General features: G+C 72.1%; 22 protein-coding genes. 14 read left to right on the forward strand and 8 right to left on the reverse strand.

Translation table 11 applies throughout. From position 1 onward, the window contains the following. Positions 1–41: 41 nt before the first annotated feature. Entirely contained in the window at positions 42–647 is a 606-nt protein-coding gene (locus tag N3K63_RS14855) for an acetate uptake transporter family protein (RefSeq protein WP_261580983.1), read from the forward strand. A gap of 9 nt (positions 648–656) precedes the next feature. After that, positions 657–1457: a DUF1206 domain-containing protein gene (locus tag N3K63_RS14860; RefSeq protein ID WP_261580984.1), complete on the forward strand. Its 801-nt coding sequence runs from the start codon at positions 657–659 to the stop codon at positions 1455–1457. 33 nt (positions 1458–1490) lie between these two features. On the opposite strand, the gene N3K63_RS14865 is transcribed toward N3K63_RS14860, so the two are convergent. Continuing rightward, on the reverse strand, positions 1491–2534 hold the full coding sequence (locus tag N3K63_RS14865) for an LOG family protein (protein ID WP_261580985.1): 1044 nt from the start codon (positions 2532–2534) through the stop codon (positions 1491–1493). A 135-nt stretch (positions 2535–2669) separates the two neighbouring features. Between N3K63_RS14865 and N3K63_RS14870 the strand changes: the two genes are divergently transcribed. Further along, on the forward strand, positions 2670–3179 hold the full coding sequence (locus N3K63_RS14870; protein ID WP_261580986.1) for a pyridoxamine 5'-phosphate oxidase family protein: 510 nt from the start codon (positions 2670–2672) through the stop codon (positions 3177–3179). 12 nt (positions 3180–3191) lie between these two features. On the opposite strand, the gene N3K63_RS14875 is transcribed toward N3K63_RS14870, so the two are convergent. Then, positions 3192–4949 carry a proline--tRNA ligase gene (locus N3K63_RS14875; protein ID WP_261580987.1) on the reverse strand — a complete coding sequence of 586 codons (1758 nt, stop codon included), beginning with the start codon at positions 4947–4949 and terminating at the stop codon, positions 3192–3194. 68 nt (positions 4950–5017) lie between these two features. Continuing rightward, a complete protein-coding gene (locus N3K63_RS14880) occupies positions 5018–5860 on the reverse strand; it encodes a hypothetical protein (RefSeq protein WP_261580988.1) in 843 nt (280 codons plus the stop codon). Positions 5861–6083: 223 nt separating this feature from the next. On the opposite strand from N3K63_RS14880, the gene N3K63_RS14885 reads away from it, so the two are divergent. The 4 genes from N3K63_RS14885 (at position 6084) to N3K63_RS14900 (ending at position 10269) form a co-directional block, all read left to right on the forward strand. Further along, complete coding sequence (locus N3K63_RS14885; protein WP_261580989.1) at positions 6084–7508, forward strand: RNB domain-containing ribonuclease; 1425 nt, start codon at positions 6084–6086, stop codon at positions 7506–7508. Positions 7509–7527: 19 nt separating this feature from the next. Further along, positions 7528–8160: a pyroglutamyl-peptidase I gene (gene pcp, locus N3K63_RS14890; RefSeq protein ID WP_261580990.1), complete on the forward strand. Its 633-nt coding sequence runs from the start codon at positions 7528–7530 to the stop codon at positions 8158–8160. A gap of 424 nt (positions 8161–8584) precedes the next feature. Continuing rightward, positions 8585–9253 (forward strand): GntR family transcriptional regulator, encoded by a 669-nt coding sequence (locus N3K63_RS14895; protein ID WP_261580991.1) that lies wholly within the window; start codon positions 8585–8587, stop codon positions 9251–9253. Beyond that, a complete protein-coding gene (locus N3K63_RS14900) occupies positions 9250–10269 on the forward strand; it encodes a 1-aminocyclopropane-1-carboxylate deaminase (protein ID WP_261580992.1) in 1020 nt (339 codons plus the stop codon). Before N3K63_RS14895 ends, N3K63_RS14900 begins: the two co-directional genes overlap by 4 nt. Positions 10270–10294: 25 nt before the next feature. On the opposite strand, the gene N3K63_RS14905 is transcribed toward N3K63_RS14900, so the two are convergent. Together N3K63_RS14905 and ispG are read right to left on the reverse strand one after the other, a co-directional pair. Then, entirely contained in the window at positions 10295–11347 is a 1053-nt protein-coding gene (locus N3K63_RS14905) for a hypothetical protein (protein ID WP_261580993.1), read from the reverse strand. Between the two features lie 219 nt (positions 11348–11566). Next, positions 11567–12718 (reverse strand): flavodoxin-dependent (E)-4-hydroxy-3-methylbut-2-enyl-diphosphate synthase, encoded by a 1152-nt coding sequence (ispG, locus tag N3K63_RS14910; protein ID WP_261580994.1) that lies wholly within the window; start codon positions 12716–12718, stop codon positions 11567–11569. A gap of 202 nt (positions 12719–12920) precedes the next feature. On the opposite strand from ispG, the gene N3K63_RS14915 reads away from it, so the two are divergent. Beyond that, positions 12921–14861 (forward strand): anthranilate synthase family protein, encoded by a 1941-nt coding sequence (locus tag N3K63_RS14915; RefSeq protein ID WP_261580995.1) that lies wholly within the window; start codon positions 12921–12923, stop codon positions 14859–14861. Between the two features lie 51 nt (positions 14862–14912). Here the strand turns inward: N3K63_RS14915 and N3K63_RS14920 are convergent, their stop codons facing one another. Beyond that, positions 14913–16247, reverse strand: a complete 1335-nt coding sequence (locus tag N3K63_RS14920) for a M50 family metallopeptidase (protein WP_261580996.1) — start codon at positions 16245–16247, stop codon at positions 14913–14915. Between the two features lie 112 nt (positions 16248–16359). Here N3K63_RS14920 and N3K63_RS14925 point away from each other — a divergent pair, with 112 nt between their 5' ends. From N3K63_RS14925 to pflA, 5 genes are all read left to right on the forward strand, one after another. Beyond that, entirely contained in the window at positions 16360–16944 is a 585-nt protein-coding gene (locus N3K63_RS14925; protein WP_261580997.1) for a hypothetical protein, read from the forward strand. Between the two features lie 82 nt (positions 16945–17026). Continuing rightward, positions 17027–17725 carry a YcnI family protein gene (locus N3K63_RS14930; RefSeq protein WP_261580998.1) on the forward strand — a complete coding sequence of 233 codons (699 nt, stop codon included), beginning with the start codon at positions 17027–17029 and terminating at the stop codon, positions 17723–17725. Positions 17726–17813: 88 nt separating this feature from the next. Then, the gene (locus N3K63_RS14935) at positions 17814–19397 is read left to right on the forward strand and encodes a Mur ligase family protein (RefSeq protein ID WP_261580999.1); all 1584 of its coding nucleotides are present in this window, start codon (positions 17814–17816) and stop codon (positions 19395–19397) included. Positions 19398–19519: 122 nt separating this feature from the next. After that, on the forward strand, positions 19520–21781 hold the full coding sequence (gene pflB, locus N3K63_RS14940) for a formate C-acetyltransferase (RefSeq protein WP_261581000.1): 2262 nt from the start codon (positions 19520–19522) through the stop codon (positions 21779–21781). Positions 21782–21811: 30 nt separating this feature from the next. Beyond that, a complete protein-coding gene (pflA, locus tag N3K63_RS14945) occupies positions 21812–22738 on the forward strand; it encodes a pyruvate formate-lyase-activating protein (RefSeq protein WP_261581001.1) in 927 nt (308 codons plus the stop codon). Between the two features lie 111 nt (positions 22739–22849). Here the strand turns inward: pflA and N3K63_RS14950 are convergent, their stop codons facing one another. Both N3K63_RS14950 and N3K63_RS14955 read right to left on the reverse strand, forming a co-directional pair. Then, a complete protein-coding gene (locus N3K63_RS14950) occupies positions 22850–23929 on the reverse strand; it encodes a 1-deoxy-D-xylulose-5-phosphate reductoisomerase (RefSeq protein WP_261581002.1) in 1080 nt (359 codons plus the stop codon). Between the two features lie 119 nt (positions 23930–24048). Continuing rightward, on the reverse strand, positions 24049–25020 hold the full coding sequence (locus tag N3K63_RS14955) for an FKBP-type peptidyl-prolyl cis-trans isomerase (RefSeq protein ID WP_261581003.1): 972 nt from the start codon (positions 25018–25020) through the stop codon (positions 24049–24051). Positions 25021–25098: 78 nt separating this feature from the next. Between N3K63_RS14955 and N3K63_RS14960 the strand changes: the two genes are divergently transcribed. After that, positions 25099–25917 carry a lysophospholipid acyltransferase family protein gene (locus tag N3K63_RS14960; protein WP_261581004.1) on the forward strand — a complete coding sequence of 273 codons (819 nt, stop codon included), beginning with the start codon at positions 25099–25101 and terminating at the stop codon, positions 25915–25917. The last annotated feature ends 13 nt before the right edge of the window (positions 25918–25930 follow it).

Consider the following 25930-nt stretch of genomic DNA (forward strand, 5'->3'; position numbering starts at 1 on the left):
GGCGGTGGGCCCCGCCGGTCCGCACCGCCCGGAGGAGAGAAATGACCGACGCCCCCGCCCGCAACCGCCTCGTCGCGGCCGACCCCGGCCTCATCGGCCTGCTCGGCTTCGTCATCGCGACCCTCACCGCGCAGCTGGCCCACCTCGGCGTGCAGAACGAGAGCCCCGTCTTCTGGGTGGGTGCGGTGTTCGGTGGCATCGTGCAGGTGATCGCGGGGATGCTGTCGTTCGTGCAGGGCGACAACTTCCACTTCATCGTCTACAACGCCTTCGGCTGGTACTGGATCTGCATGCCGGGCTTCCTCCTGGGCGGCGAGCTGGGCTTCTTCGAAGTCGAGGGCTCGGGCCGCGGCTTCTTCGTGCTGATGTTCTCGATCCTCGCGCTCATGTTCACCCCCGCCGGCGCCACCCACAACACGGTGCTCCCCTTGACGCTGCTGGCGGTCTCGGGCGGCCTCGGCCTGCAGGCGGTCGCCGCCTTCGGCGGCCCCGCCGCGTTCGGCACCGCCGGCTCGTACGTGCTGCTGCTGGCCTCGGCGCTGGCCGCCTACCTGCTGGTCGAGAAGTTCTACTGGACGACGATGGGCCGCCGCGTCGTGCCGCTCGGCCCGCCGTGGGTGTCGGGCTCGTCCGACCGCGAATCCTGATCGCCCCTCGTGGCCGGAACACTGCGCAAGGCCGCACGGGAGGCGGAGTCGACCACCGCGCTGCGCGGGCTCGCCCGCGCCGGCTTCGCCGCCAACGGCGTCGTGCACATCCTCATCGGGGTGCTGGTGCTCATCGTCGCGTTCGGTGGTGACGGCGAGACCGACCAGGCGGGCGCCTTCAAGGCCGTCGCCGCCGCTCCGGCCGGCTTCGCCCTGCTGTGGGTGATCGCCATCGCGCTGTGGGGGTTGGCCTTCTGGCACGGCCTCGACGCGTTCCTGGCGTGGGGATCGACCCGGAAGAAGTGGGGGCTGCGCGCCTCGGAGGGCGGTCAGGCGCTCGTCTTCGCGGCGCTGGGGGTGATCGCCGCGGCGGTGGCGCTGGGCGCGAAGCCCGACGCCGACGAGAGCGCCGAGACCGCGAGCCGCGGCATCCTCGCCGTTCCCGGCGGTGTCTTCCTGCTCGGCGCGATCGGCGTGGGCGTGGCCATCGCCGGCATCTCGTTCATCGTGATGGGTGTGCGGCGCTCGTTCCACAACAAGATGGACATCCCGTCGGGGCCGCTCGGCACCGGCGTGAGCGTGCTGGGCACGGTGGGCTTCGTCGCCAAGGGCGTGGCGCTGGGCATCATCGGGGTGCTGCTGATCGTGGCGGCCGTCAAGGTCGACCCGGGCACCGCCGGCGGGCTGGATGCCGCGGTGCAGACGCTCTTCGACCTGCCGATGGGCCCGTGGCTGGCAGGCATCGTGGGATCGGGACTCATCGCGTACGGCGTCTTCTGCGGGTTCCGCGCCCGCTACGCGCGGCTGTAGTCGGCGCCGGGGTTCGACGCCGGGGTTCGGCGGTCAGGCCAGGGGCGCCGAGCCGAGCACGTTGACGGCCCGGATGAGCTGGAACAGGTCGCCCACGCGGCGCTGGTCGAACCGCATCACCAGTCGCGGCAGCCCGAGCCGGTCGCCGGACTCCTGCTCGACGCGCAGTGGGGGCGACTTCTCGATGCGTCCGCCCGTGAGCAGGTCGCCGAACCGGTCGTTGAGGGCGGCCACCTCGTCGTCGGTGGGTTCGGCGCGCAGCCGCAGCACGAGACGCCCGCCCGCCCACCGCAGCGAGTCGTAGTTGCGCCAGAAGCCGGTGATCGCATCGGCGGCACCGGTCACCGAGTCGGTGATGACCACCCGGTCGAGGTCGTCGGGCGAGATCACCCCCGACGGGATGAGGTGCTCGTCGGCGAAGCGGCGCAGCCCCTCCCAGAAGCCGCTCCCCGGCGCATCCAGCAGCACGATCGGCGTGGGCTCGGCCTTGCCGGTCTGCTGCAGGGTGAGCAGCTCGAACATCTCGTCGAGTGTGCCGAAACCGCCGGGGACGCACACGAACCCGCTCGATTCCTTCACGAGCATGAGCTTGCGGGTGAAGAAGTACTTCATCGCGACCACGCGCTCGGCCTCGGCGATGACGGCGTTGGGCTTCTCCTCGAACGGCAGCCGGATCGACACGCCGAGCGAGTGGTCGGGGCCGGCTCCCTCGGCCGCGGCCTGCATGATGCCGGGGCCGGCACCGGTGACCACCATCCACCCGCGAGCGGCCAGCGCGGCGGCGACGTCGGCCGCAGCGCGGTAGAGCACGTCGTCGGGGCGCGTGCGCGCCGATCCGAAGATCGTGACCTTCGGCACGCCGCGGTACGGGGCGAACAGGCGGAACGCGGCCCGCATCTCGGTGAGGGCCGCCGACGTGATCTTCAGGTCGAGGCGGTCGGTGTCGTCGAGGCCGAGACCCACCCCGGTGGCGAGGATGCGCGCGACCAGGTCGGCGCTCTCGTCGATCCCGGCCTCGGCGATGACGCCGCGGATGTGCTCGGTGACCTCGGCGGGGATGGCGCTGGGGTCGGTCATGACTCCAGCGTGGCACGGAAGCCGCCCCCGCGGCGGCGCCCTTCGCGGCAGGGCGCCGCGCCGCCGCGCCATGACCGGCTGCGACGGGGTGTCAACCCCCTCGGCATCCGGGGTCGGCGGTGGCAGGTTCGAGGCATGAGCGACACCAACGAAGTGACCGGACCCGAGGCGATCGCCCGGGTCAAGGAGCTCGTGGAGGACATCGACTTCACGATGCTGACCACGCACGACGATGACGGCAACCTCGTGAGCCGGCCCATGTCGACGCGCGAGATGGACGAGGCCGGCGACATCTGGTTCTTCACCTCCGACGACACCCGCAAGGTCGACGAGGTCGAGGCCGACCACGACGTGGGGCTGTCGTACCTGGATGCCAAGGGGATGCGGTTCGTGTCGGTCGCCGGCACCGCCCGTGTCGTGCACGACCGCGCCAAGATGGAGCAGCTCTACACGTCGTCACTGGACATCTGGTTCGAGGACGGGCTGGACACCCCCGGCATCGCCCTGCTGAAGGTGACCCCGGTCGAGACCGAGTTCTGGGAGCCCGCGCACGGCAAGATCGTCATGGCCGCCGGCATGCTGAAGGCGCTCGTGACGCGCGACACTCCCGACGACACCATGCGGCACGGCCGCGTGAGCCGCTGAGCGAAGTCCGGGTCAGCGCGCGCCGAGCCGGGCGACCGCCTCGGCGACCGTGACGACCTCGCGGTCGCCGGTGCGGCGGTCCCACAGCTCGACCTGACCGTCGGCGGCGCCGCGGCCGGCGATGACCAGCTGCGGCACGCCGACGAGCTCGGCGTCGCCGAACTTCACGCCGGGCGACACCTTCGGGCGGTCGTCGTAGACGACGTCGAGCCCGGCGGCCTCAAGCTGCGCGCTCAGCTGCTCGGCGACCTCGTAGGCGACCGGGTCTTTGCCGGTGGCCACCACGTGCACGTCGAACGGGGCCACCGCTGCGGGCCAGATGAGGCCGCGGGCGTCGTTGTTGAGCTCGGCGATCACCGCGAGGATGCGCGTGACGCCGATGCCGTACGAGCCCATCGTCACGGTGACGAGCTTGCCGTTCTCGTCGAGCACCTTCAGCCCCAGCGCCTCGGCGTACTTGCGGCCGAGCTGGAAGACGTGGCCGATCTCCATGCCGCGCGCCAGGGTGACCGGGCCGGAGCCGTCGGGTGCGGGGTCGCCCTCGCGCACGCCGGCGACCTCGACGAAGCCGTCGGCGTCGAAGTCACGGCCCGCGACGAGCGAGTGCACGTGCTTCTGGTCGATGTTGGCGCCGGTGATCCACGACGTGCCCTCCGCCACACGCGGGTCGAGCAGGTAGCGGATGCCGGTGGCCGACTCCTCGCCGAGCACGGCGCCCTCGGGCGACCAGGGGCCGATGTAGCCCTTGACCAGCAGCGGGTGACGCTCGAAGTCCTCGGGGGTGGCGGCCTCCACGGCCGCGGGGGCGAAAGCGACCTCGGCGCGCTTGTCGTCGACCTCGCGGTCGCCGGGGACGCCGACGATGACGAGCTCGCGGGTGCCGTCGAGGTGGGTGAGGGCCAGCACCACGTTCTTGAGGGTGTCCGCCGCGGTGAACTCCCCGTCCAGCACCGCGTTGGCGTGCGCGACGAGGGTGTCGATGGTGGGCGTGTTCGGCGAGTCGAATACGACGGGGCGCGCGTCGGGATCGAAGGCCACCGGCGCGGGGATCTCGGTCGTGTACGCCTCGACGTTGGCGGCGTATCCGCCGGCGGAGCGGACGAACGTGTCCTCGCCGACCGCGGTGGGGTGCAGGAACTCCTCGGAGCGCGAGCCGCCCATCGCACCGGCGTCGGCCTGCACGATCACGTACTCCAGGCCCAGGCGCTGGAAGATGCGCTCGTAGGCGTCGCGCTGAGCCATGTAGCTCGCGTCCAGCCCGGCATCCGACGCGTCGAACGAGTACGCGTCCTTCATGGTGAACTCGCGCCCGCGCAGAAGACCCGCCCGGGGGCGCGCCTCGTCGCGGTACTTGTCCTGGATCTGGAAGAGCGTCAGCGGCAGGTCCTTGTACGACGAGTACAGGTCCTTCACCAGCAGCGTGAAGGCCTCTTCGTGCGTGGGGGCGAGCAGGTAGTCGGCGCCCTTGCGGTCCTGCAGCCGGAAGATGCCGTCGCCGTACTCCTCCCAGCGGCCGGTGGCCTCATAGGGCTCGCGCGGCATGAGGGCCGGGAAGTGCACCTCCTGGGCGCCGGCGGCGGCCATCTCTTCGCGGATCACCGTCTCGAGCCGCGCCTTGACCCGCAGGCCCAGCGGCAGCCACGCGAAGATGCCCGGCGCCTGGCGGCGGATGTAGCCGGCGCGCACGAGCAGCCGGTGACTGGTGACCTCGGCATCAGCCGGGTCTTCGCGGAGCGTGCGCAGGAACAGGTGCGTGAGACGGGTGACCACGAAGGTCAAGCCTAGTTGCTCGCCGCGCCGGGGTTGCGGGTGGGGGTGGTCGCGTGCGCGGGGGGGGGTCAGCCGAGGTATGCCGAGGCGGCATCGACGACTGCGCCGTCGGGCAGACGCGCGCCGCTCACCCACAGCAGGTTCGTGCCGCCCGACACGAGCACGCTTTGGCGCCCGCCCGCCATCTCGGTCACCCGGGCCGGGTGACCCGCCACCGTCGTCTGCGTCGAGCCGGCGAGAGCCTCCGACTCGCGATCCCATGCCCAGTGCGCGTCGGGGAACACGACCAGTCCGAACTCACGGAAGTCGTCGAGCTCCGACCAGTCGCACCGGCCGCTCGTGCCGAGTGCATCCGCGAGTCGTCGCGCGAGCGGTCCGGGTCCCTCTTCGATGCGACTTTCGTAGATCTCGGCCGAATCCAGGAGCGTGCCGACGTCCAGTCGCGCGGCGATCCCCTCGCAGTCGAGAGGGAGCGCGGCCGTGGTCGCCGAGCTGTCGACACCGGCGGACTCCGCACCGTCGAATCTCACGACCAGGGCGTCCCTGAGCGCGAGCAGTCGCGCCGGCACCGCTGTCGGCGTGTCCGCCGAGACATAGCCGATGGAGCTCATCACCAGAATCCACGCCTCACCCGCGCTCCCCGCTGCGGTGCATTCCACATCGTCGTAGACCTGTGCGCAGACCGGATCGCGGTAGGACTCGGCGATAGCCGCCGCCTCCTCCTCCGGAAGCACGAACACCCTCGCCCACGACTCCGGTGCCGTGAGGGTGCACTCCACGCCGCCGACCGTCTCGAAGCCGACGTGCCACAGCTCGCTCGGCGGGGTGATGTCGAACGCGCCGATCGCCGCGGTGAGGCTCTCATCCCCGAGGAGGGCCTCGCAGCCGCCGGGGAGCACGGCTTCAGGCACAAGCCGCGCAGCCGGGGTGGGGGCAGTCTGGGTGGCAGGGGCGTGACCGGACTGCGACGGTGACGGCGCCGCGGCCGGAACGACCTGACATCCGGCGGTGCCGATGACCACTGCCACGGCTACGAGAACGGCGGACATCACGCCCCGGGAAGACGACATGAGACACATCGTAGAGTTGCTCCCTCGGCGGCCTTGACGCCCGGGTCGCGCCTACACTGGCGCCGTGCCCGCACGCCGACCCCGCATCGCCGCGACCGAGATCGCCGGCGAGCTCGCCGCCTCGCTGCAGGCGTTGCGCGACGACCTCGATGTGCCGGGGGCCTTCCCCGCCGATGTGCTCACCGAGGCAGACGCCGCGGCGGCGGGCGTGTCGGGCGAGGGGCTGCCCGACCTGCGCGACATCGAGTTCCTCACCATCGACCCGGCCGGTTCGACCGACCTCGACCAGGCCGTGCACCTGGAACGCACGGCATCCGGCGGCATTCTGCACTACGCGATCGCCGACGTCCCCGCCTTCGTCGCGCCGGGCGGTGCGCTCGACGCCGAGACCCGCCGCCGCGGGCAGACCCTCTACGCTCCCGACGGTCGCGTGCCGCTGCACCCCGAGGTGCTGAGCGAGGGAGCCGCGTCGCTGCTGCCCGGCGTGGACCGACGCGCGTTCGTCTGGCGTTTCGAGCTGGACGACGGCGCCCGGATCGTGCAGACGAGCCTCGTGCGCGCGGTCGTGCGCTCGCGGACGCAATGGTCCTACATCGACGCGCAACGCGCTATCGACGAGGGCTCGGCCCCGCCCACCCTCGCCGCACTCCCCTGGTTCGGTGCACAGCGCGCCGAGCGCGAGCGCGAGCGCGGGGGCGCGAGCCTCAACGTCGCCGAGACCGAGATCGTCGCCGACGCCGGCGGCTACCGACTCGTGCGCGAGATCGGGGTGCCGCTCGAGGATGCGAACGCGCAGGTGTCGCTGCTGACCGGCATGGAAGCGGCGCGGATCATGCTCGCCGGTCGCGTCGGCATCCTGCGCACGATGCCCCCGGCATCGGAGGACGACGTGGCCGAGTTCCGCGCGCAGACCATCACGCTCGGGCTGCCGTGGCGCACCGGCATCCCCTACGGCGAATACCTGCGCGGTCTGGATCACTCGCCCGCCGCCCAGGCGGTGCGCGAGCACGCGGCGGGACTCTTCCGCGGGGCGACGTATGCGCCCTTCGACGGCGAGGTTCCGGGCGACACCGTGCAGGCGGCCATCGGCGCGCCGTACGCGCACACGACCGCGCCGCTGCGACGCCTCGTCGACCGGTGGGTGCTCGTCATCTGCGAGGCCCTGGTCAACGGCCGCGAGGTTCCGGCGTGGGCGCGGGAGTCGCTGGGCGAGCTGCCGCGCATCATGGCGCGCTCCTCGCAGGTCGCCGGGCGACTCGACGCCGGCGCGCTCGACCGCGTCGAGGCGGCCGTGCTCACCGGACGCGAGGGCGAGAGCTTCGCCGGGGTCGCTCTGGCGTCACGCGGCGACGGGGCGTTGGTGCAGCTCGACGATCCGCCGGTGGAGACGACCGTCGCCGCGCTGACAGCCGCGCCCGGCACCGCCGTGACCGTGCGGCTGGTCGCGACCTCGATCGCCGACGGCACCGTGACCTTCGCGCCCGCCTGAGCCCGCGTAGCGTGGTGGGGTGACCACCGTGCTGCTGACCGGGTTCGAGCCGTTCGCCGGAGACCCCGCCAACCCCTCCGGAGATGCGGTGCGCGCCGTCGCGGCATCCTGGAGCGGCCCCGAGACGCTCGTCACCGAGGTGCTGCCGGTGACGTTCGCCGGCGCCGCCGACCGGATTCGGGAGCTCATCGCGGCCCACGCCCCCGACGTCGTCATCGCGACGGGGCTCGCCGGCGGACGCGGGGCCGTCGGGGTCGAGCGCGTGGCGATCAACCTGCAGGATGCCCGCATCCCCGACAACGCGGGCGCACAGCCGGTCGACGAGCCGTCGGTGCCGGGAGCCCCGGCCGCGATCTTCGCAACGCTGCCCGTCAAGGCGATCGCCGCGGCGGTGCGCGCGGCCGGCATCCCCGCCGAGGTGTCGCACACGGCCGGCACCTTCGTGTGCAACCACGTGATGTACACCGCCCTCGATGCCGTGCCCGACGGCATCCGTGCGGGGTTCATCCACGTGCCGTGGGGCACCGGCCAGGGGCCGGGCGGTCAGCCGGAGCTGCCCCTGGCGGACATCGTGCGCGCCCTCGAGATCGCCGTGTCGGTGGCCTCGACCCCGGGTCCCGATCTCGCACGCCCCGCCGGCGCCCTGCACTGATCCGGCCCGGTCGCCGAACGTGGCGCTCCTGCCGGCCGGGCATCCGCACCATCCGTCGGACCCGTCGGCCGCCGAACGGCACATCCGCCGCACCAGCATCGTCCAGCCCCACCGCTCCTACGGATGGGCCGGCCCGCGCGTCGCCACGCCTCGGGACAGCCCCGGCGGCGCGGTCGAGCGCCGGCGGGCGACGGCACCGTCGAGCGGCGGCCAGAGAGGGCACCGTCGGGCAACGGCACCGATGGCCGAGACTCAGCACCCGCCGCGCATCCCCTCCGGGCCGCCCGTTCTCCGCTCGTACGCGACCATCCGTCGGGCCCACTTCCCTCGAGGCCTCTCACCGACCACACCGGTCTCGTTCAGCCCCACCGCTCCGACGGATGATCACTTGCTTCCCACGATCACGCGCAATATATTGCATATCGTGCCCACACCGACCGAGCGCCTCGCTCCGCGCCCGCTGTTGCGGGATGACGTGTACGCGCGACTGCGCGACGCGATCGTCGACGGCACCTTCGCCCCCGACGAGCAGTTGCGCGACGGCGACCTGGCTGCCTGGCTCGGCGTCAGCCGCACCCCGGTGCGCGAGGCACTGCTCGAGCTCTCGCGCGCGGGCCTCGTGCGGGCCGTGCCCGGCCGGTCGACGGTCGTGGCGCCGATCGAGACGGCGGCCATCCGCGACGCCCAGGCGGTCGTCGCCGCGATGCACGCGCTCGTCGTGCGCACCGCGGTCCCCCGCCTCACCCCCGCCGACCTCGAACGCATGCGCGAGGCGAACGCCGACTTCGCTGCCGCTCACGCAGCCGGAGACACCGATGCCGCGCTGCGCGCAGACGCCGCGTTCCACGCCGTCGCCGTCGCCGCTGCGGGCAACACCGCTGCGGCCGCGGTGATCGCCCAGTACGACCCGGTGCTGCGTCGGGCCGAACGCGTGCGCTTCGGATCGCACGAGGGTGCCGCCTCGGCCGCCCGCCACGACGAGCTCATCGCCCGCTGCACTGCCGGGGACGCCGATGGTGCCGCGCGCATCGCCGAGCACACCTGGCAGAGCCTCACGATTCCCGCCACCGAACCCGAAGGATCCCCGTCATGAAGCTGCACGAGTTTCCCCGACACTCACTCACGTTCGGCCCGAGCCCGCTGCAGCAGCTGAAGCGGTTGACCCAGCACCTCGGCGGCGCGCAGGTGTGGGCCAAGCGCGAGGACGTCAACAGCGGGTTGGCCTTCGGCGGCAACAAGGTGCGCAAGCTCGAGTACATCGTTCCCGACGTCCTGGCATCCGGCGCCGACACCCTCGTGTCGATCGGCGGCTACCAGTCCAACCACACCCGGGCCGTCGCCGCGGTCGCCGCCCACCTCGGGCTGAAGGCGCGCCTGGTGCAGGAGAAGTGGGTGCCGTGGGACGACCCGACCAACGACAAGGTGGGCAACATCCTGCTTTCGCGCATGATGGGCGCCGACTCCCGGCTCGACGACGCCGGGTTCGACATCGGCATCCGCGATTCGTGGAAGCAGGCGCTTGAAGAGGTGCAGGCTTCCGGAGGAACCCCCTATGCGATCCCGGCGGGTGCGAGCGAGCACCGGCTGGGCGGTCTCGGCTTCGCCAACTGGGCGTTCGAGGTGGCTGAGCAGGAGAAGCAGCTCGGTGTGTTCTTCGACACGATCGTCGTGTGCACCGTGACCGGGTCGACCCATGCCGGCATGATCGCCGGGTTCGCGGCGCTCGAGGATCTCACCGGCGTCAAGCGCCGCGTGCTGGGCATCGACGCGTCGGCGACGCTCGCCAAGACGACCGACCAGGTGGCGCGCATCGCGCGCAGCACCGCGGAGCTCATCGAGCTCGGCCGCGACCTGCGCGACGACGAGATCCAGGTGCTCGAGGGCTGGGCGGGCGACCTCTACGGCATCCCCGTCGACTCGACCATGGCCGCGATGGCGCTCGGAGCACAGCTCGAGGCCATGATCACCGACCCGGTGTACGAGGGGAAGTCGCTCGCGGGCCTCATCGACCTCGTGAAGTCGGGTGACATCTCGAAGGACTCGACCGTCCTCTACGCGCACCTGGGCGGCCAGCCGGCGATCAACGCCTACCACTCGCTCTGGAGCTGAGTCCTCGGAGTGCCGTCACGGGGCCTCAGCCCGCGAGCGCGGACATCGCGCGGGCGGCGATATCGGGGGCGATCGCTCCGCCCTCGACGAGGACGTCGACCACGTTGACGCCATCGGTCGCGACCACGCGATCGGTGACAAAGCCCTCTCTGTCCGTCGTGCGGCGGGCTGCGGCACGGGCACCTTCGACCGACATCGGATCACCGCCCTCTGCGGCGGTGCGCTCCCATCGCCATGCTCCGCCGGGCGCGCTCGTGATCGAAACGATGTAGAACGCCTCCGACGATCGACCTTCACCGGAGCCGTACTGGCAGAACTGTCGCACACCGGCGTGCTCGAAGATGTCGTCTTCTCGTTGCCGGCTCCCCTCCCAGTACCCGGACCAGTACCCCGCACCCAGCACGTCGGCGAGACCCATCCGGTCACCGAGCACCCGGCACTCGACGATCGGCCACCACTGATCGGTCTTCGCCTCGGGCACGGGAGCCGGGAACAGCGGGGCATTCTCGGCAGCGGCCGCCAACGCCGCCTGCAGCGTCGCGGTCGGAGACTCAGCGCCTTCGTACGTGCCTCGGGAGGCGACCAACCACGTGTCGCCCGCGATCAGTCCGAGGCGACATACCGTGGTGTCATATGAGGGCTCGCAGACCTCTTCGGCCAGCGCGGACACCATCGCCGGACCGACCGCCTGAGTCGGGAGGGCCAGCAGCGTCAGCCTCTCGCCGCCCCACTCCGACGAGCTGTCTTCGAGCCATGTGCAACTCAATCCGCCCGCCGTCCCCTCGGCGTCGGGTGGTGACGGCACGAGGATCCCCTCGTGATCATCGCGTTGCATCAGCCACGTCGAGTGTTCCATCACGTCCTCCCCGAGGATCGACGCGAGCTGGTCGTCGGTGAGCATGTTGTCGCAAGAACCGCCGAAAGCGATCGTCCACTCCGGTGCCGGAGTCGGAGTCGGCGACGGCGTTGCGGCGGTGGGCGGCGCCTCCGTGGGCGCCGTCAGCGGCGTCGGGGCGCATCCGGTCACCGCCAGTCCCAGGATCACAGCGAACACAGCGAAGCCGCGGCGAGTGGTCATGCCTCCATCGTGGCACCGGGACACGACCCGTTCGATGACGGCCTCATAACATTCCGGGCCAGCATGCCGCCGTCGACATGTTCCGACCAGCGTCGCCGAAGGCACGGCATCCGCGCGAGAACACGGGCTGCGTACCTGACGGATGCCGTGTGCTCGGCGACAACCCGTGCACTCGGCGCAGGCCGGAAGGCCGCAGCCGAGTCAGCGACCCCGCCGGCCTCAGGCGGTGACGACCTGCGCGGTGCCGATCGGGGCGCCGGGGCCCATGGCGTCGGCGAGGCGGTTGGCCTCTTCGATCAGGGTCGCGACGATGTCGGCCTCGGGCACGGTCTTGATGACCTCGCCCTTGACGAAGATCTGTCCCTTGCCGTTGCCGCTGGCAACGCCCAGGTCGGCCTCGCGGGCCTCCCCCGGACCGTTGACGACGCAGCCCATGACGGCCACGCGCAGGGGCACGGTCATGTCCTTGAGTCCCTCGGTCACGTCGTCGGCGAGCGTGTAGACGTCGACCTGCGCACGGCCGCACGAGGGGCACGAGACGATCTCGAGCTTGCGCTCGCGCAGGTTCAGCGACTGCAGGATCTGGTGACCGACCTTGACCTCTTCGGCGGGGGGCGCCGACAGCGAGACGCGGATGGTGTCGCCGATGCCCTCGGAGAGCAGGATGCCGAAGGCGGTGGCCGACTTGATCGTGCCCTGGAAGGCGGGGCCGGCCTCGGTCACGCCGAGGTGGAGCGGCCAGTCGCCCCGCTCGGCGAGCAGGCGGTAGGCCTTGACCATGACGATCGGGTCGTTGTGCTTGACCGAGATCTTGAAGTCGTGGAAGTCGTGCTCCTCGAACAGCGAGGCCTCCCACACGGCGCTCTCCACGAGCGCCTCGGGGGTCGCCTTGCCGTACTTCTCCAGCAGGCGCTTGTCGAGCGAGCCGGCGTTCACGCCGATGCGCAGCGACACACCGGCGGCCTTGGCCGCCGCGGCGATCGCCCCGACCTGGTCGTCGAACTTGCGGATGTTGCCCGGGTTCACGCGCACGGCGCCGCACCCGGCGTCGATGGCCTGGAAGACGTACTTGGGCTGGAAGTGGATGTCGGCGATGACCGGGATCTGGCTCTTCTTGGCGATGATGTGCAGCACATCGGCGTCGTCCTGCGACGGCACCGCGACACGCACGATCTCGCAGCCGGATGCCGTCAACTCGGCGATCTGCTGCAGCGTGGCGTTGATGTCGGTGGTGGGCGTGGTCGTCATCGACTGCACGCTGACGGGGGCGTCGCCGCCGACGAGCACCTTGCCCACCTTGATCTGACGGGTCTTGCGGCGGGGGGCGAGCACTTCCGGCACGCGGGGCATCCCGAGGTTCACAGCTGGCACTCCTTCAGCCTACGCCGCGGGCGCCGGCACGGGCCGGTGCACGCGCCCCAGCGTGACCCTGCTATCGTGACCCCATGCTCGCGACCCGCACCTGGTGGCCCGCCTCCTAGGCGGACGTCACGAGCGCGACGACAGACCGCCCCTCACCCCGGGCGGTCTTGCTGTTTCAGGCGATCGCCCGCCGAATCCGGAAGGCCCACCGATGACCGACGCCGGTGTCCACGCCGACAGCCCCGCCTCCCTTCTGGCCGACCTGGTCGCCTCCGGCGCCCCGTTCGCGCTGCTCGCCCGCGACGAGACGACCGTCGAGGTGCTCACCGGTGACGTCGTCGACGTCGACCTGCTCGCCGACATCCCGCTGACGGATGCCGCCGGCACGGGCCGCGAGGTGCTCGCCCTGGTGCCGTTCCGCCAGGTCGTCGAGCGCGGGTTCGAGTGCCACGACGACGGGGCCCCGCTGCGGTGCCTCGTGGTGGGCGACCACCAGGCGCTCCCCCGCGAGGCTGTGCTCGCGGCGCTGCCCGCCGACGCCGTCGCCCTGACCGATGCCGGGTTCGACATCACCGACGAGGCATACGCCGACATCGTGCGCACCGTGATCGCCGAGGAGATCGGCCGCGGCGAGGGCGCGAACTTCGTGATCCGCCGCGACTTCACGGCATCCGTCGCGGCCGACCCGGTCACCGCGGGCCTCACCTGGTTCCGGGCGCTGCTCGAGCACGAGCGCGGCGCGTACTGGACCTTCCTCGTCTCCACCCCCGGGCACGTCGCCGTCGGCGCGAGCCCCGAGGCGCACGTGAGCGCCCAGGGCGGAGCCCCCGCGGCACCGGGCACGAGCACCGTGACCATGAACCCGATCTCGGGCACCTTCCGCCACCCCGCGGGCGGGGCGAGCGTGGCGACCCTCACCGAGTTCCTCTCTTCGGCGAAGGAGACCGAGGAGCTGTTCATGGTGGTCGACGAGGAACTGAAGATGATGTCTGCGGTGTGCAGCGACGGCGGCCGCATCACCGGGCCGCATCTGAAGGAGATGTCGCGCCTCACCCACACCGAGTACATGCTGCGCGGCACGAGCACGATGGACCCGCGCGACATCCTGCGCGAGACGATGTTCGCCCCGACCGTCACCGGGTCGCCGATGCAGAACGCGTGCACGGTGATCACCCGCCACGAGCGCACCCCCCGCGGCTACTATTCGGGCGTCGCGGCGCTGTTCACCCCGCGGGAGGACGGCGGGCACGACCTCGACGCGCCCATCCTCATCCGCACCGCCTACCTCGTCGACGGGCGCCTGCGCGTGCCGGTCGGCGCGACGCTCGTGCGCCACTCCGACCCGTACGGCGAGGTCGGCGAGACCCACGGCAAAGCCGCCGGAGTGCTGGGGGCCATCGGCGCTGTCGCGCGCGACGTGGTCGCCGAGGCCGCCGACGACGAAGACGCGCCCGCGCCCGCCCCGCGGCGCCTGTCCGACGACCCGGGCGTGATCGAGCTGCTGGCCGCCCGCAACGAGCGTCTGGCCCCGTTCTGGCTGAACCCGCAGGACAGCCCGCAGGATGCCGGTCGGCCGCGCCCGTTCGCCGGGGTGGGCGCGCTGGTCGTCGACGCCGAGGACCGCTTCACCACGATGCTCGCCCACCAGCTGCGTCACCTCGGCTTCGACGTCGAGATCGCCCACTGGTCGCAGGCCACGCCCGAGGCGGTTGCCGCCGCCCCGCTGGTGGTGGCCGGTCCCGGCCCGGGCGACCCCCGCGACGACGGCGCGGCGCGGATCGCGCGCATGCGCGAGATCGTCGGCACGCGCGTGGATGCGGGGACGCCCCTGCTGGCGGTGTGCCTCAGCCACCAGATCCTCGCCGACCGCCTCGGCTTCGACCTCGCCCCGCTGCGCACCCCGCACCAGGGCCTGCAGAAGACCGTCGACGTCTTCGGCCGGCCGGCATCCATCGGCTTCTACAACACGTTCACCGCACGGATGCCGGGCGCCGGCGCTCCGGCCGGTGTCGAGGTGGCCGCCGACGCGGACGGCGACGTCTACGCGCTGCGCGGCGCTTCGTTCGCGTCGGTGCAGGGGCACCTGGAGTCGATCCTGTCGCGCGACGGGCTGGCGACGCTTGAGAGCCTCGTCGCCCACGCGCTGCGCTGAGCACGCGACTCCCGACGCCCCGCCGCGCCGAGCGCCACAGGCTGAGCCGGCTCAGCCGAAGAGCTTCACCGGGTTGACGATGTCGGCCAGGATCAGCACGCCGCCCATGACGATGAGGGCGATGACGACCACGAAGGTGACCGGCACGAGGCGGGTGGCGTCCACCGGCTTCGGCGGCGGCCGGCGGAACAGCTTCGCCCAGGCGCGCCTGATGCCGTCCCACAGCGCCACCACCACGTGGCCGCCGTCCAGCGGCAGCAGCGGGATGAGGTTGAAGACGAACAGTGCGAGGTTGAGCGAGGCGAGCAGTCCCAGCAGGCTCCCGAGGCGGTCGAGCACGGGCGCGTCGATGGCCGCGACCTCGCCGGCGAGGCGTCCGGCCCCCACGACCGACAGCGGACCGTTGGGGTCGCGCTGCTGGCCCGTGAACATGTCGACCGCGGTCTGGTAGACCCGCGCCGGCAGCTGCCAGATGATGCCCATGACGGCGCCGGTCTGCTCGATCGCCGCCTCGGGACCGGCCCACAGGGGCTGGGGCACGCGGGAGACCGTGGCGGTCATGCCGACGAAGCCGACCTCGGCGGTGGTGCGCTGGCCGTCCTCCCCCGTGACCTCGCGCTCGGCGAGCATCGGGGTGACCGTGAGGGTCTGCGTGGCGCCGTCGCGCTCGACGACCACGGGAAGCGGGCGACCGGGCGCGGCCTGGACGATGGCGGAGGCCTCGTCGAAGGTGTCGACCGGTGTGCCGTCGACCGAGACGATCACGTCGCCCGGCTGGAGGCCGGCCGCGGCCGCCGGCGAGGCGGGGTCGCCGGGTTCGCAGTCGGTCTGAGTGGTGCCGGCCGGCAGCACGCATTCGTTGACCGCCGCGATGGTGGTGGTGGCCGTCTGCACCCCGATGCCGCTGACGACGATCGTCATCAGCACGACGGCGAGCAGGAAGTTCATGACCGGGCCGCCGAGCATGATGATGATGCGCTTGTAGACGGGCAGCTCGTAGAACGCGCGGGTGCCGTCCGAGCCGGCGAGCGTCTCGTCGTTGGCGGTGCGCGCGTCTTGCACCATCGTGGCGAAGAACCCGCCTCCGGCGCGCCCGGCGGTGCCCTCCTGCGCGGAGCCCTCCCGCGCGGCCGCGGCCTCGCGGGGTGAGGGCGGGTACATGCCCGCCATCGAGATGTAGCCGCCGAGCGGCAGCGCCTTGAACCCGTACTCGGTCTCGCCGAAGCGGCGCGACCACAGGGTGGGACCGAAGCCGATCATGTACTGGCCGACCCGCACGCCGAAGGCCTTGGCGGGCACGAGGTGCCCGATCTCGTGGAGGGCGATCGACACGGCGAGGCCGACGACCAGCACCACGACACCGATGATGAAGGCGAGGACGGTCACGAGCACTCACCGTACCCCCGACGGCTTTGAATCCGCCGAGCCGTCACCCTGCCGCGCCACGGCCGTGCGAACGCCCCCGCGCCGGTAGGCTCGGTGCGTGATCTTGGGGCGGATGACCACGCGGCAGCGCCGCGCGCTGCGCGGTGGCGCGGCCTCGGCGGTCGCCGTCATCCTCGCCGCCACGTCCCACACCCTCGGCGGAGGCGTGCCGCCGGCGCCCTGGCTGGTGCTGACCGTGGCCCTGCTGGCCTGGCCCGTCGCCGTCGCCCTGATCGGCCGACGCCCGTCGCTCGTGCGCACCGCCGCCGCCGTGACCGCGGCGCAGGTGCTGCTGCACCTGGCATTCGCCGCGGTCGGCGCCGCTGAGGCCCCGCTGCCGTCGGTCATGTCCGCCCCGCACGTGCACACCCTGGTGCCCGAGCTGATGCCGATGGCCGGCGCCCCGATGCATGTCGGGTTCGGCATGATCTTCTCCCACCTCGTCGCCGCTGTGGTCACCACCGCGCTGTTCGCCCGCGGCGAGGCGGTGCTGCGCGCCGTCGTCGCCGGTGTGCGCCGGATGCTGTCGCGTCCCGCGTGCGACCCCCGCCCCGCCGCCGCGCTGGTGCCCTCTCCCGTTCCGGCGCCGCGTGCGAGCGCGACCGCCGTCTTCCTTTCCGTGCTGTCCCGACGGGGTCCCCCGGCGCTCGCGCGCTGATCTCACCTCCCCTTCGTCGCGCTCTCGCGCGACCGTCGACCGCGGCCGTTTCGCCGCACCACAGCACAGAGAAAGAACCACCATGACCTCCACCGTCCCCTCCGCCGCCCGTCGCACCCGCCTCACCGTCGCCGGTGTCGCCGTCGGCGCCGCCCTGGTGCTGGCCGCACCGCTGGCCGCCTCCGCGCACGTGCACGTCACCCCGGAAGCCAGCGACGCCGGCACCTCCAACCGCCTCTCCTTCAGCTTCAGCCACGGCTGCGAAGACGCCCCCACCACCGCGCTCGTCTTCGACATCCCCGCCGGCGTCGACGGGGTCACCCCCGTGCTCGACGGCGCCTGGACGATCAGCCGCGAGCTCGGCGACGACGGCATCCCCACCCAGGTCACCTACACCGCCGTCACCCCGGTCGAGTCGGGGGTGGCCGCCGCCGTCTCGATGGACGTGATCTTCGCGTCGTCGGCCGCCGGCACCGACGTGGCCTTCCCCGTGCTGCAGCAGTGCACCACGGGCGCCACCGACTGGAGCGAGGTCGCCGAGGCCGGTGCCGACGCCGAGTCGCTGGAGGCGCCCGCACCGGTGGTCGCCGTCGGCGAGGTCGTCGAGTCCGACGGCCACGGGCACAGCGATGCCGCCGCGGACGACCACGCCGACGAGGGCGACCACGCCGAGGCCGCAGCCGACTCGTCCGACCCGGTCGCCCGCTGGCTCGCCGGGGGCGCGCTGGTCGCCGCGATCGCCGCGCTCGGCGTCGCCCTGCTGCGCCGCCGCAAGGCCTGATCGGCCCGGAGGTCCTCACCTCACCGGGCCCCCGGGTGCGCCGACGCGCCCCGGGGGCCCGGTAGGCGGGTGCGACAATGGACAGGCCATGACGACCGACGCCCCGCTCATCCCCCCGGTGCTGCGCCCCGCCGACCCGCCGCGCCGACTCCTCGCCGAGTTCGCCGACCGTTTCGCCGAGCGCGTGGTCGGCGACGCCGCCGGCATCGAGCTGCGCGGCATCACCCTGGCCACCGGCGACCTGCGCTCCGGCGAGGTGTTCGTGGCGGTGCCCGGTGCGGTGCGCCACGGCGCCGAATACGCCGCCTCGGCCGTCGCGCGCGGCGCGATCGCCGTGGTCACCGACAGCGCCGGGGCCGACTTGGCCGCCCGTGCCGGGGCGCCCGTGCTCGTGGTCGAAGACCCGCGCTCGCGACTGGGCGAGATGTCGGCGTGGGTCTACGACACCGCCGGTGCCGTCCCCCGCATCTTCGGCATCACCGGCACCAACGGCAAGACCAGCGTGTCGCACCTGGTCGAGGGGATGCTGCGGGCGATGGGCATCGTCACCGGGCTGTCCTCCACGGCGGAGCGCCACATCGCCGGGCAGGTGATCGCCTCGCGCCTGACCACCCCCGAGGCCAGCGAGATGCACGCACTGCTGGCGATCATGCGCGAACGCGGCGTGGGCGCGGCCATGGTCGAGGTCTCGGCGCAGGCGCTCACCCGACACCGTGTCGACGGACTCGTGTTCGACGTCGCCGGGTTCACGAACCTCACCCACGACCACCTCGACGACTACGGCGACATGCAGACCTACCTCGAGGCGAAGCTGCAGCTGTTCCAGCCCGATCGCTCGCGCCGGGCGGTCGTCTGCGTCGACGCGGCCGAAGGTCGCGAGGTCGCGCGGCGCAGCGGCGTGCCGGTGACCACGGTGCTCACCCCCGCCCTGGCCGACGAGCCGCTGCCGGATGCCGACTGGACGGTCGACCTGCTCGAGGAGCGCCCCGACGGCACCCTGTTCCGCCTCACCCATCAGGACGGCCGGGTGCTGACGACGACCGTGCCCGTCATCGGCGCGCACATGGCCGCCAACGCAGGGCTCGCGATCGCGATGCTCGAGGCGGCCGGCTACCCGTGGGAGACGCTGCGGTCGCTGCTCGACGGCGCGGTGCTCCCCGCACACCTCCCCGGGCGCATCCAGCGCGTCTCCGGCGAGCGCGGTCCCGCCGTCTACATCGACTTCGCCCACTCCCCCGACGCGTTCGTGAAGACGCTCGACGCGGTGCGCCGCGTCACCCCCGGCCGGGTGCTCATGCTCACCGCCGCCAACGGCGACCGCGACGTCAGCAAGCGCGCCGACATGGGCCGCACCGCCGCCGAGGGCAGCGACATCCTCGTCGTCACCGACCAGCATCCGCGGTCGGAAGACCCGGCCGGCATCCGCGCGGCGGTGCTGGCGGGCGCGCGCACAGCCCGCCCCGACGGCATCTTCTACGAGGCCACCCCGCCCGAGCACGCCATCACGCTGGCGGTCTCGCTGGTGGGCGAGGGCGACGCGATCGTGTGGGCGGGCCCCGGGCACCAGCACTATCGCGAGATCGGCGGCGCGCGCATCCCGTTCGAGCCGATCGCACTGGCGCGGGCGGCGCTGGCCGATGCCGGCTGGCCCACGGACGCGAGTGTGGACTGACCACAAAAACAACCGCTTCCGAGGGCCTGCCACTGCCGATCCGAATAAACCCGGCCGTGTGGTCCTACCACGAGGAGTAGCCTGACGACGACAGGTTCCCACGAGGATCAAGGAAGCGAATCATGACCACCGTCACCCCCTCCACCCCCGACACTCAGCCCGCCGCCTGGAACGGCTTCACCGCCGGTCCCTGGCAGGACGAGATCGACGTGCGCGACTTCATCCAGCGCAACTACACGCCGTACGAGGGCGACGCGGCATTCCTCGCCGGGCCGACCGAGCGCACCACCCGCATCTGGGACACGCTGGCGGCGATGTTCCCCGAGGAGCGCGAGAAGGGCATCTACGACGTCGACCCGCACACCCCCGCGGGCATCACCGCCCACGCTCCCGGGTACATCGCCCAGGACGACGAGGTCATCGTGGGCCTGCAGACCGACGCCCCCCTCAAGCGCGCCATCATGCCCAACGGCGGCTGGCGCATGGTCGAGGGCGCCCTCGAGACCTACGGGTACGAGGTCGACCAGACGCTCAAGACCGTCTTCACCGAGTACCGCAAGACCCACAACCAGGCCGTCTTCGACGTCTACTCCCCCAACGTGCGCGCCGCCCGCAGCTCGCACATCATCACCGGCCTGCCCGACGCCTACGGCCGCGGTCGCATCATCGGCGACTACCGCCGCGTCGCCCTCTACGGCGTCGACGCGCTCATCGACGCGAAGAAGCTCGACAAGCTGGGCCTGGACACCCAGCCGTTCACCGAGACGCTCGCCCGCGAGCGCGAGGAGCACGCCGAGCAGATCCGTGCGCTGCAGGAACTGAAGCAGATGGCCGCCTCGTACGGCATCGACATCTCGGGTCCCGCCACCACCGCGAAGGAAGCCGTGCAGTGGCTCTACTTCGCCTACCTCGGCGCGGTCAAGGAGCAGAACGGCGCCGCCATGTCGCTCGGACGCACCTCGACGTTCCTCGACGTGTTCATCCAGCGCGACCTGACCGCCGGCACGATCACCGAGTCCGAGGCGCAGGAGATCATCGACGACTTCGTGATCAAGCTGCGCATCGTGCGGTTCCTGCGCACCCCCGAGTACGACGCGCTGTTCTCCGGCGACCCCACCTGGGTCACCGAGACGATCGGCGGCATGGGCGAGGACGGGCGTCCGCTCGTGACCAAGAACTCGTTCCGCTTCCTGCAGACGCTGTACAACCTGGGCCCGGCCCCCGAGCCCAACATGACGGTGTTCTGGAGCCCCCGCCTGCCGCAGGGCTTCAAGGACTACTGCGCGCAGGTGTCGATCGACACCTCGGCCGTGCAGTACGAGTCCGACGAGGTCATCCGTCCCGCCTGGGGCGACGACGCCGCGATCGCCTGCTGCGTGAGCCCCATGCGCGTGGGCAAGCAGATGCAGTTCTTCGGCGCCCGCGTCAACCTCGCCAAGACCCTGCTGTACGCCATCAACGGCGGCCGCGACGAGGTCTCGGGCAAGCAGGTCTCCCCCATCGCCCCCGCCGTCGGCGACGGCCCGCTGTCGTTCGACGATGTGATGGCCAAGTTCGACAAGACCATGGACTGGCTCGCCGAGACCTACGTCGAGGCGCTCAACTGCATCCACTGGTCGCACGACAAGTACGCCTACGAGCGGCTCGAGATGGCGCTGCACGACAAGGACGTGCTGCGCACGATGGCCTGCGGCATCGCCGGCCTGTCGGTGGCCGCCGACTCGCTGTCGGCCATCAAGTACGCCACCGTCACCCCGGTGCGCGACGAGCGCGGTGTGGTCGTGGACTACGAGACCGTGGGCGACTACCCCACCTACGGCAACGACGACGACCGCGCCGACGGCATCGCCGTCGACCTGGTCGAGCGGTTCATGGCCAAGATCCGCCGGCACCCGATGTACCGCGACGCCCTGCCCACCCAGTCGGTGCTGACGATCACCTCGAACGTCGTCTACGGCAAGGCGACGGGCAACACGCCCGACGGCCGCCGCGCCGGTGAGCCGTTCGCCCCGGGCGCCAACCCGATGAACGGACGCGACACCCACGGCATGCTGGCCTCGGCCCTGTCGGTGGCCAAGCTCCCCTACTCGGAGGCGCAGGACGGCATCTCGCTGACCAACACCGTGGTGCCCGCCGGACTCGGCCGCACGAAGGACGAGCAGGTGCGCAACCTGGCGGGTCTGCTCGATGCCTACATCGGCTCCGAGGGCTACCACATGAACGTCAACGTGCTCAACCGCGAGACGCTGCTGGATGCCATGGAGCACCCGGAGCAGTACCCGCAGCTGACGATCCGCGTGTCGGGCTACGCCGTGAACTTCGTGCGGCTGACCCGCGAGCAGCAGCTCGACGTGCTCTCGCGCACCTTCCACGGCGCGCTCTGAGCGACGCCCGAACCCGGAGAGGATGCCCCCATGGCTGCGACGATGCTCCGTCAGCACCCGTGCACGCCGCTGCCTCTCCCCGCCGACGCGGTGCGTCTGGACGTCCCCGTCCAGACGCCCGCCGTCGCGCGGCGGACCGGTGCCGGCGTCGACGGCCTCCAGGTGGAGGAGCTCGACCACCACGACCGGCTCGCCGCGATGCGGGACGGCCGGCTGGGCTCGGTGCACTCGTGGGAGCTGGTGACGGCGGTCGACGGCCCCGGAACCCGGCTGACGGTGTTCCTCAACGGCTGCCCGCTGCGGTGCCTGTACTGCCACAACCCCGACACCTTCGCGATGCGCGACGGGCAGCCGGTCACCAGTGACGAGCTGCTGACCCGGCTGGCCCGCTACCGCGCCGTGTTCGCCGCGACCGGCGGCGGACTCACCCTGTCGGGCGGGGAGGTGCTCATGCAGCCGGCGTTCGCGGCGCGCGTGCTCCGCGGCGCGAAGGAGCTCGGCGTCCACACCGCGATCGACACGTCGGGCTACCTCGGTCAGAACGCCTCGGACGCCCTGCTGGCCGACGTCGACCTCGTGCTGCTCGATGTCAAGAGCGGCGACCCCGACACCTACCGCCGGGTCACCGGGCGCGACCTCGAGCCCACGCTCGCCTTCGGCCGACGACTGGCCGAGCGCGCCGACGGGCCCGAGGTGTGGGTGCGGTTCGTGCTCGTGCCCGGGCTCACCGACGACGTCGACAACGTCGAGCGGGTGGCCGCCTACGCCGCCGAGCTCAACGGCATCCGCCCCGGCACGGTCACCCGCGTCGAGGTGCTGCCCTTCCACCAGATGGGCCGCGACAAGTGGCAGGCGCTCGGGCGCGACTACGCGCTCGATGACACCCAGCCGCCCACCGCAGAGCTCACCGACCGCGTGCGCGCGCAGTTCCGCGCCCACGGTCTCACGACCTATTGATCGGCCCGAACCGATCTCTAGGGACCCGCTGACGGGTCCGGTACCAGCCCGCCCTCCCGCTTCCGGGGCGGGCTGGAGCCGTCTCCGGGGAGGTGCACCGCCTGCCGCGGATCAGGCGGCGATGAGGCGGTCGGCTTCGCCGCGCGCCCACCGCTCCGCCTCGGCGAGGCTCTCGCGGGTCAGCTGCGACGGCGCATCGTGCGCGTCGACGACCCGCTCGATGATCTCGAGGATGCCGGGGAACGACAGGGCGCCGTCGTGGAACGCGTCGACGGCCTGCTCGTTGGCGGCGTTGAACACGGCCGGATAGGTCGCTCCGGCCCGGCCGACGCGCTTGGCGAGGGCCACCGAGGGGAAGGCCTCGTCGTCGAGCGGTTCGAAGGTCCACGCGGCGGGCGTCGACCAGTCGATCGGCACGCCCACCCCGGCCACCCGGTGCGGCCAGTCCAGGCCCAGCGAGATGGGCAGGCGCATGTCGGGCGGCGAGGCCTGGGCGAGGGTGGAGCCGTCGACGAACTCGACCATGGAGTGCACGATCGACTGCGGGTGCACGACGACGTCGATGGCGTCGTACGAGACCCCGAACAGCAGGTGCGCCTCGATCACCTCGAGGCCCTTGTTGACGAGGGTCGCCGAGTTGGTGGTCACCACCCGCCCCATGTCCCACGTCGGGTGGGCGAGGGCCTCGGCCGGGGTCACACCGGCAAGGTCGGCGCGCCGCCGCCCTCGGAAGGGTCCACCGGATGCCGTGAGCACGAGCCGGCGCACTTCGCGGTCGGTGCCCGAGCGCAGCGCCTGGGCGATGGCGGAGTGCTCCGAATCGACGGGGACGATCTGGCCGGGCGCGGCGCGCTCGGTCACCAGGGCGCCGCCGACGATGAGCGACTCCTTGTTGGCCAGGGCGAGCGTTCGGCCGCACTCCAGCGCGGCCAGGGTCGGGCCGAGCCCCACCGAACCGGTGATGCCGTTGAGCACGACATCGGCCTCGACGTCGCGCACGAGCTGCTCCGCCTGCTCCGCCCCCAGCGCGGTGCGGGCGACGCCGAACTCGGCCGCCTGGGCGGCCAGCGCCGCGCTACTGCGGCCGGCGGCGAGCCCCACGACCTCGAAGCGGTCGCGGCGACTGCGGATGACATCCAGCGCCTGCGTGCCGATCGAACCGGTGGAGCCGAGGATGAGGACGCGGCGCATACCGCCCAGCCTAACGGCGGCGGCCGGGCGGACCGGGCCGGGGAGTGCTCTCCCCGGCCGATCCACCCGGCCGGATGCCGTTCATGTTCCGCGTCGGCGATGTCGCCGCGCGGGGGCGATCACTGCTGCGCGGTGACGTGCTGCGCGCCGAGGATGTCGACGACGAACACGAGGGTCTCGCCCTTGAGGTCGGTGGTGTTGATCTCGCCCTCGCCGTAGCCCTCGGCCGGCGGGATGACGACCTCGACCTGCGAGCCGACGGGGAAGCCGACGAGCGCCTTCTGGAAGCCGCTGACGAAGCTGGTGGTCGCGCCCGAGTAGGGGGTGCCGCCGTCCTTCCAGGTCTCGTCGAAGACCTCGCCGTTGGACCAGCGGGCGCCGCTGTACTGGATCAGCACGTAGTCGCCGTCCTGCACGGTGTAGCCGTCGCCCTGCTTGAGGGTGGCCACCTGGGTCTCGGTGGGAGCCGCAGCGTCGGGGATCGTGATGGTGGGGGCGCCGTCGTCGGCGAGCTCGACGGCGGGCATGCCGGCGACCGGCTCCTGCGCGTCGCCCCACGCGGCGGTGGGCACGGTGTCGAGCAGGTCGACGACGTACACCTCGGCGGCGGCGGCCTGGGTGGAGTCGGAGGCCGGGGTGGCGGGGAAGGCGGCGACGACGCGCTCGCCCGGCTTGCCGCAGCCCAGCAGCTGACCGAGCGGGTTGTCGGGGGAGATCTGGGCGGGCAGCAGCTCGCCGGGCTCGTAGCCGACGGTCACGAGCTTCTCGCCCGTCTCGGCGCTGTAGGCCGAGAGGGCGTACGAGATGAAGTCGCCCGCGGCGACGGCATCCCCCGAGCCCTCGTCGACGACGGTGGTCTGCAGCTCCGACACGTCCAGCGGCGAGGTGAACGTCGCCTCGCCGGGGGTGCCGGCGTCACCGCTGACCGAGACCGCCTTCGAGGCGTCTCCCTCGGGGGCCTGGGCCGCGCACAGGTCGGCGGCGGCACCGGTCGACGGGCTGGCGGAGTCACCGGCACTGCCGGAGCAGCCGGCCATCAGCAGCATCGACGCGGCGGCGAGGGAGAGGGCGGTGATCGGGCGCAGGCGCACGGCGGAACCTCACAAGGTCGGGGAAGGGGACGGGTCCATCCTCCCCCATCTTCTTCAGCCCCACCTGTGAACCGGTGCATGACAGGGGAGGCATGGAATCGGGAGTACCCTCTTCAGGTGACCGAAGAGCAGCCGACGCAGCAGGACGGCGAGGCGTCGCAGCCGGACGAGGTCGCCGGAGTCGGAGCGACCTATTACATCGGCCGCTGGGTCATCGCCCCGCTGGCGCGCATGATCTACCGTCCCCGCATCGAGGGCCGCAACAACATGCCTCGCCGTGGCGCCGTCATCCTCGCGAGCAACCACCTGTCGTTCATCGATTCGTTCGTGATCCCGATGTTCGCCCCGCGCCCGGTGTACTTCCTGGCCAAGTCGTCGTATTTCGAGGGCAAGGGCTTCGTCGGGTGGGTCAGCCGCAACTTCTTCACCGCGATCGGCGCCACCCCGGTGCGCCGCGGTGCCGGGCAGGCCGCCCTCGACGCGCTCGACCAGCAGCGCCGCATCCTGCAGTCGGGTCGCGCTGTCGCGCTCTACCCCGAGGGCACGCGGTCGCTCGACGGCCGCCTCTACAAGGGACGCACCGGCGTGGCCTTCCTCGCCCTGGAGACCGGTGCGAAGGTGGTTCCGGTCGGGCTGATCGGCACCAATGAGGCGATGCCGGTGTCGGCGAAGTGGCCCCGGTTCTCGCCGCGGGTGACGATCCGCTACGGCGAGCCGATCGATCTGTCGCACCACGGCCCCGCCTCGTCGGGGCGCGCCCGACGGCAGGCCACCGACGAGATCATGGCCGCCATCCACGCCCTGTCGGGGCAGGAGCTCGCGAACGCCTACAACGAGTCGCCCGCGCAGAACCCGGTCGAGCGCATCAAGCAGGTCCTCCCCCACGAGCGCCGCTGAGGCCCGCGCGGGC

Origin of the sequence: Microbacterium festucae, from assembly GCF_025421715.1 — a bacterium.
GTDB lineage: Bacteria > Actinomycetota > Actinomycetes > Actinomycetales > Microbacteriaceae > Microbacterium > Microbacterium festucae.

Excerpts from the sequence above, each read along its gene's own strand:
- N3K63_RS14855 (WP_261580983.1), top strand. The coding sequence starts at position 42 with ATGACCGACGCCCCCGCCCGCAACCGCCTCGTCGCGGCCGACCCCGGC.
- N3K63_RS14865 (WP_261580985.1), bottom strand. The coding sequence starts at position 2,534 with ATGACCGACCCCAGCGCCATCCCCGCCGAGGTCACCGAGCACATCCGC.
- N3K63_RS14870 (WP_261580986.1), top strand. The coding sequence starts at position 2,670 with ATGAGCGACACCAACGAAGTGACCGGACCCGAGGCGATCGCCCGGGTC.
- N3K63_RS14900 (WP_261580992.1), top strand. The coding sequence starts at position 9,250 with ATGAAGCTGCACGAGTTTCCCCGACACTCACTCACGTTCGGCCCGAGC.
- N3K63_RS14905 (WP_261580993.1), bottom strand. The coding sequence starts at position 11,347 with ATGACCACTCGCCGCGGCTTCGCTGTGTTCGCTGTGATCCTGGGACTG.
- N3K63_RS14915 (WP_261580995.1), top strand. The coding sequence starts at position 12,921 with ATGACCGACGCCGGTGTCCACGCCGACAGCCCCGCCTCCCTTCTGGCC.
- N3K63_RS14925 (WP_261580997.1), top strand. The coding sequence starts at position 16,360 with ATGACCACGCGGCAGCGCCGCGCGCTGCGCGGTGGCGCGGCCTCGGCG.
- N3K63_RS14930 (WP_261580998.1), top strand. The coding sequence starts at position 17,027 with ATGACCTCCACCGTCCCCTCCGCCGCCCGTCGCACCCGCCTCACCGTC.
- N3K63_RS14935 (WP_261580999.1), top strand. The coding sequence starts at position 17,814 with ATGACGACCGACGCCCCGCTCATCCCCCCGGTGCTGCGCCCCGCCGAC.
- pflB (WP_261581000.1), top strand. The coding sequence starts at position 19,520 with ATGACCACCGTCACCCCCTCCACCCCCGACACTCAGCCCGCCGCCTGG.
- pflA (WP_261581001.1), top strand. The coding sequence starts at position 21,812 with ATGGCTGCGACGATGCTCCGTCAGCACCCGTGCACGCCGCTGCCTCTC.
- N3K63_RS14950 (WP_261581002.1), bottom strand. The coding sequence starts at position 23,929 with ATGCGCCGCGTCCTCATCCTCGGCTCCACCGGTTCGATCGGCACGCAG.
- N3K63_RS14960 (WP_261581004.1), top strand. The coding sequence starts at position 25,099 with ATGACAGGGGAGGCATGGAATCGGGAGTACCCTCTTCAGGTGACCGAA.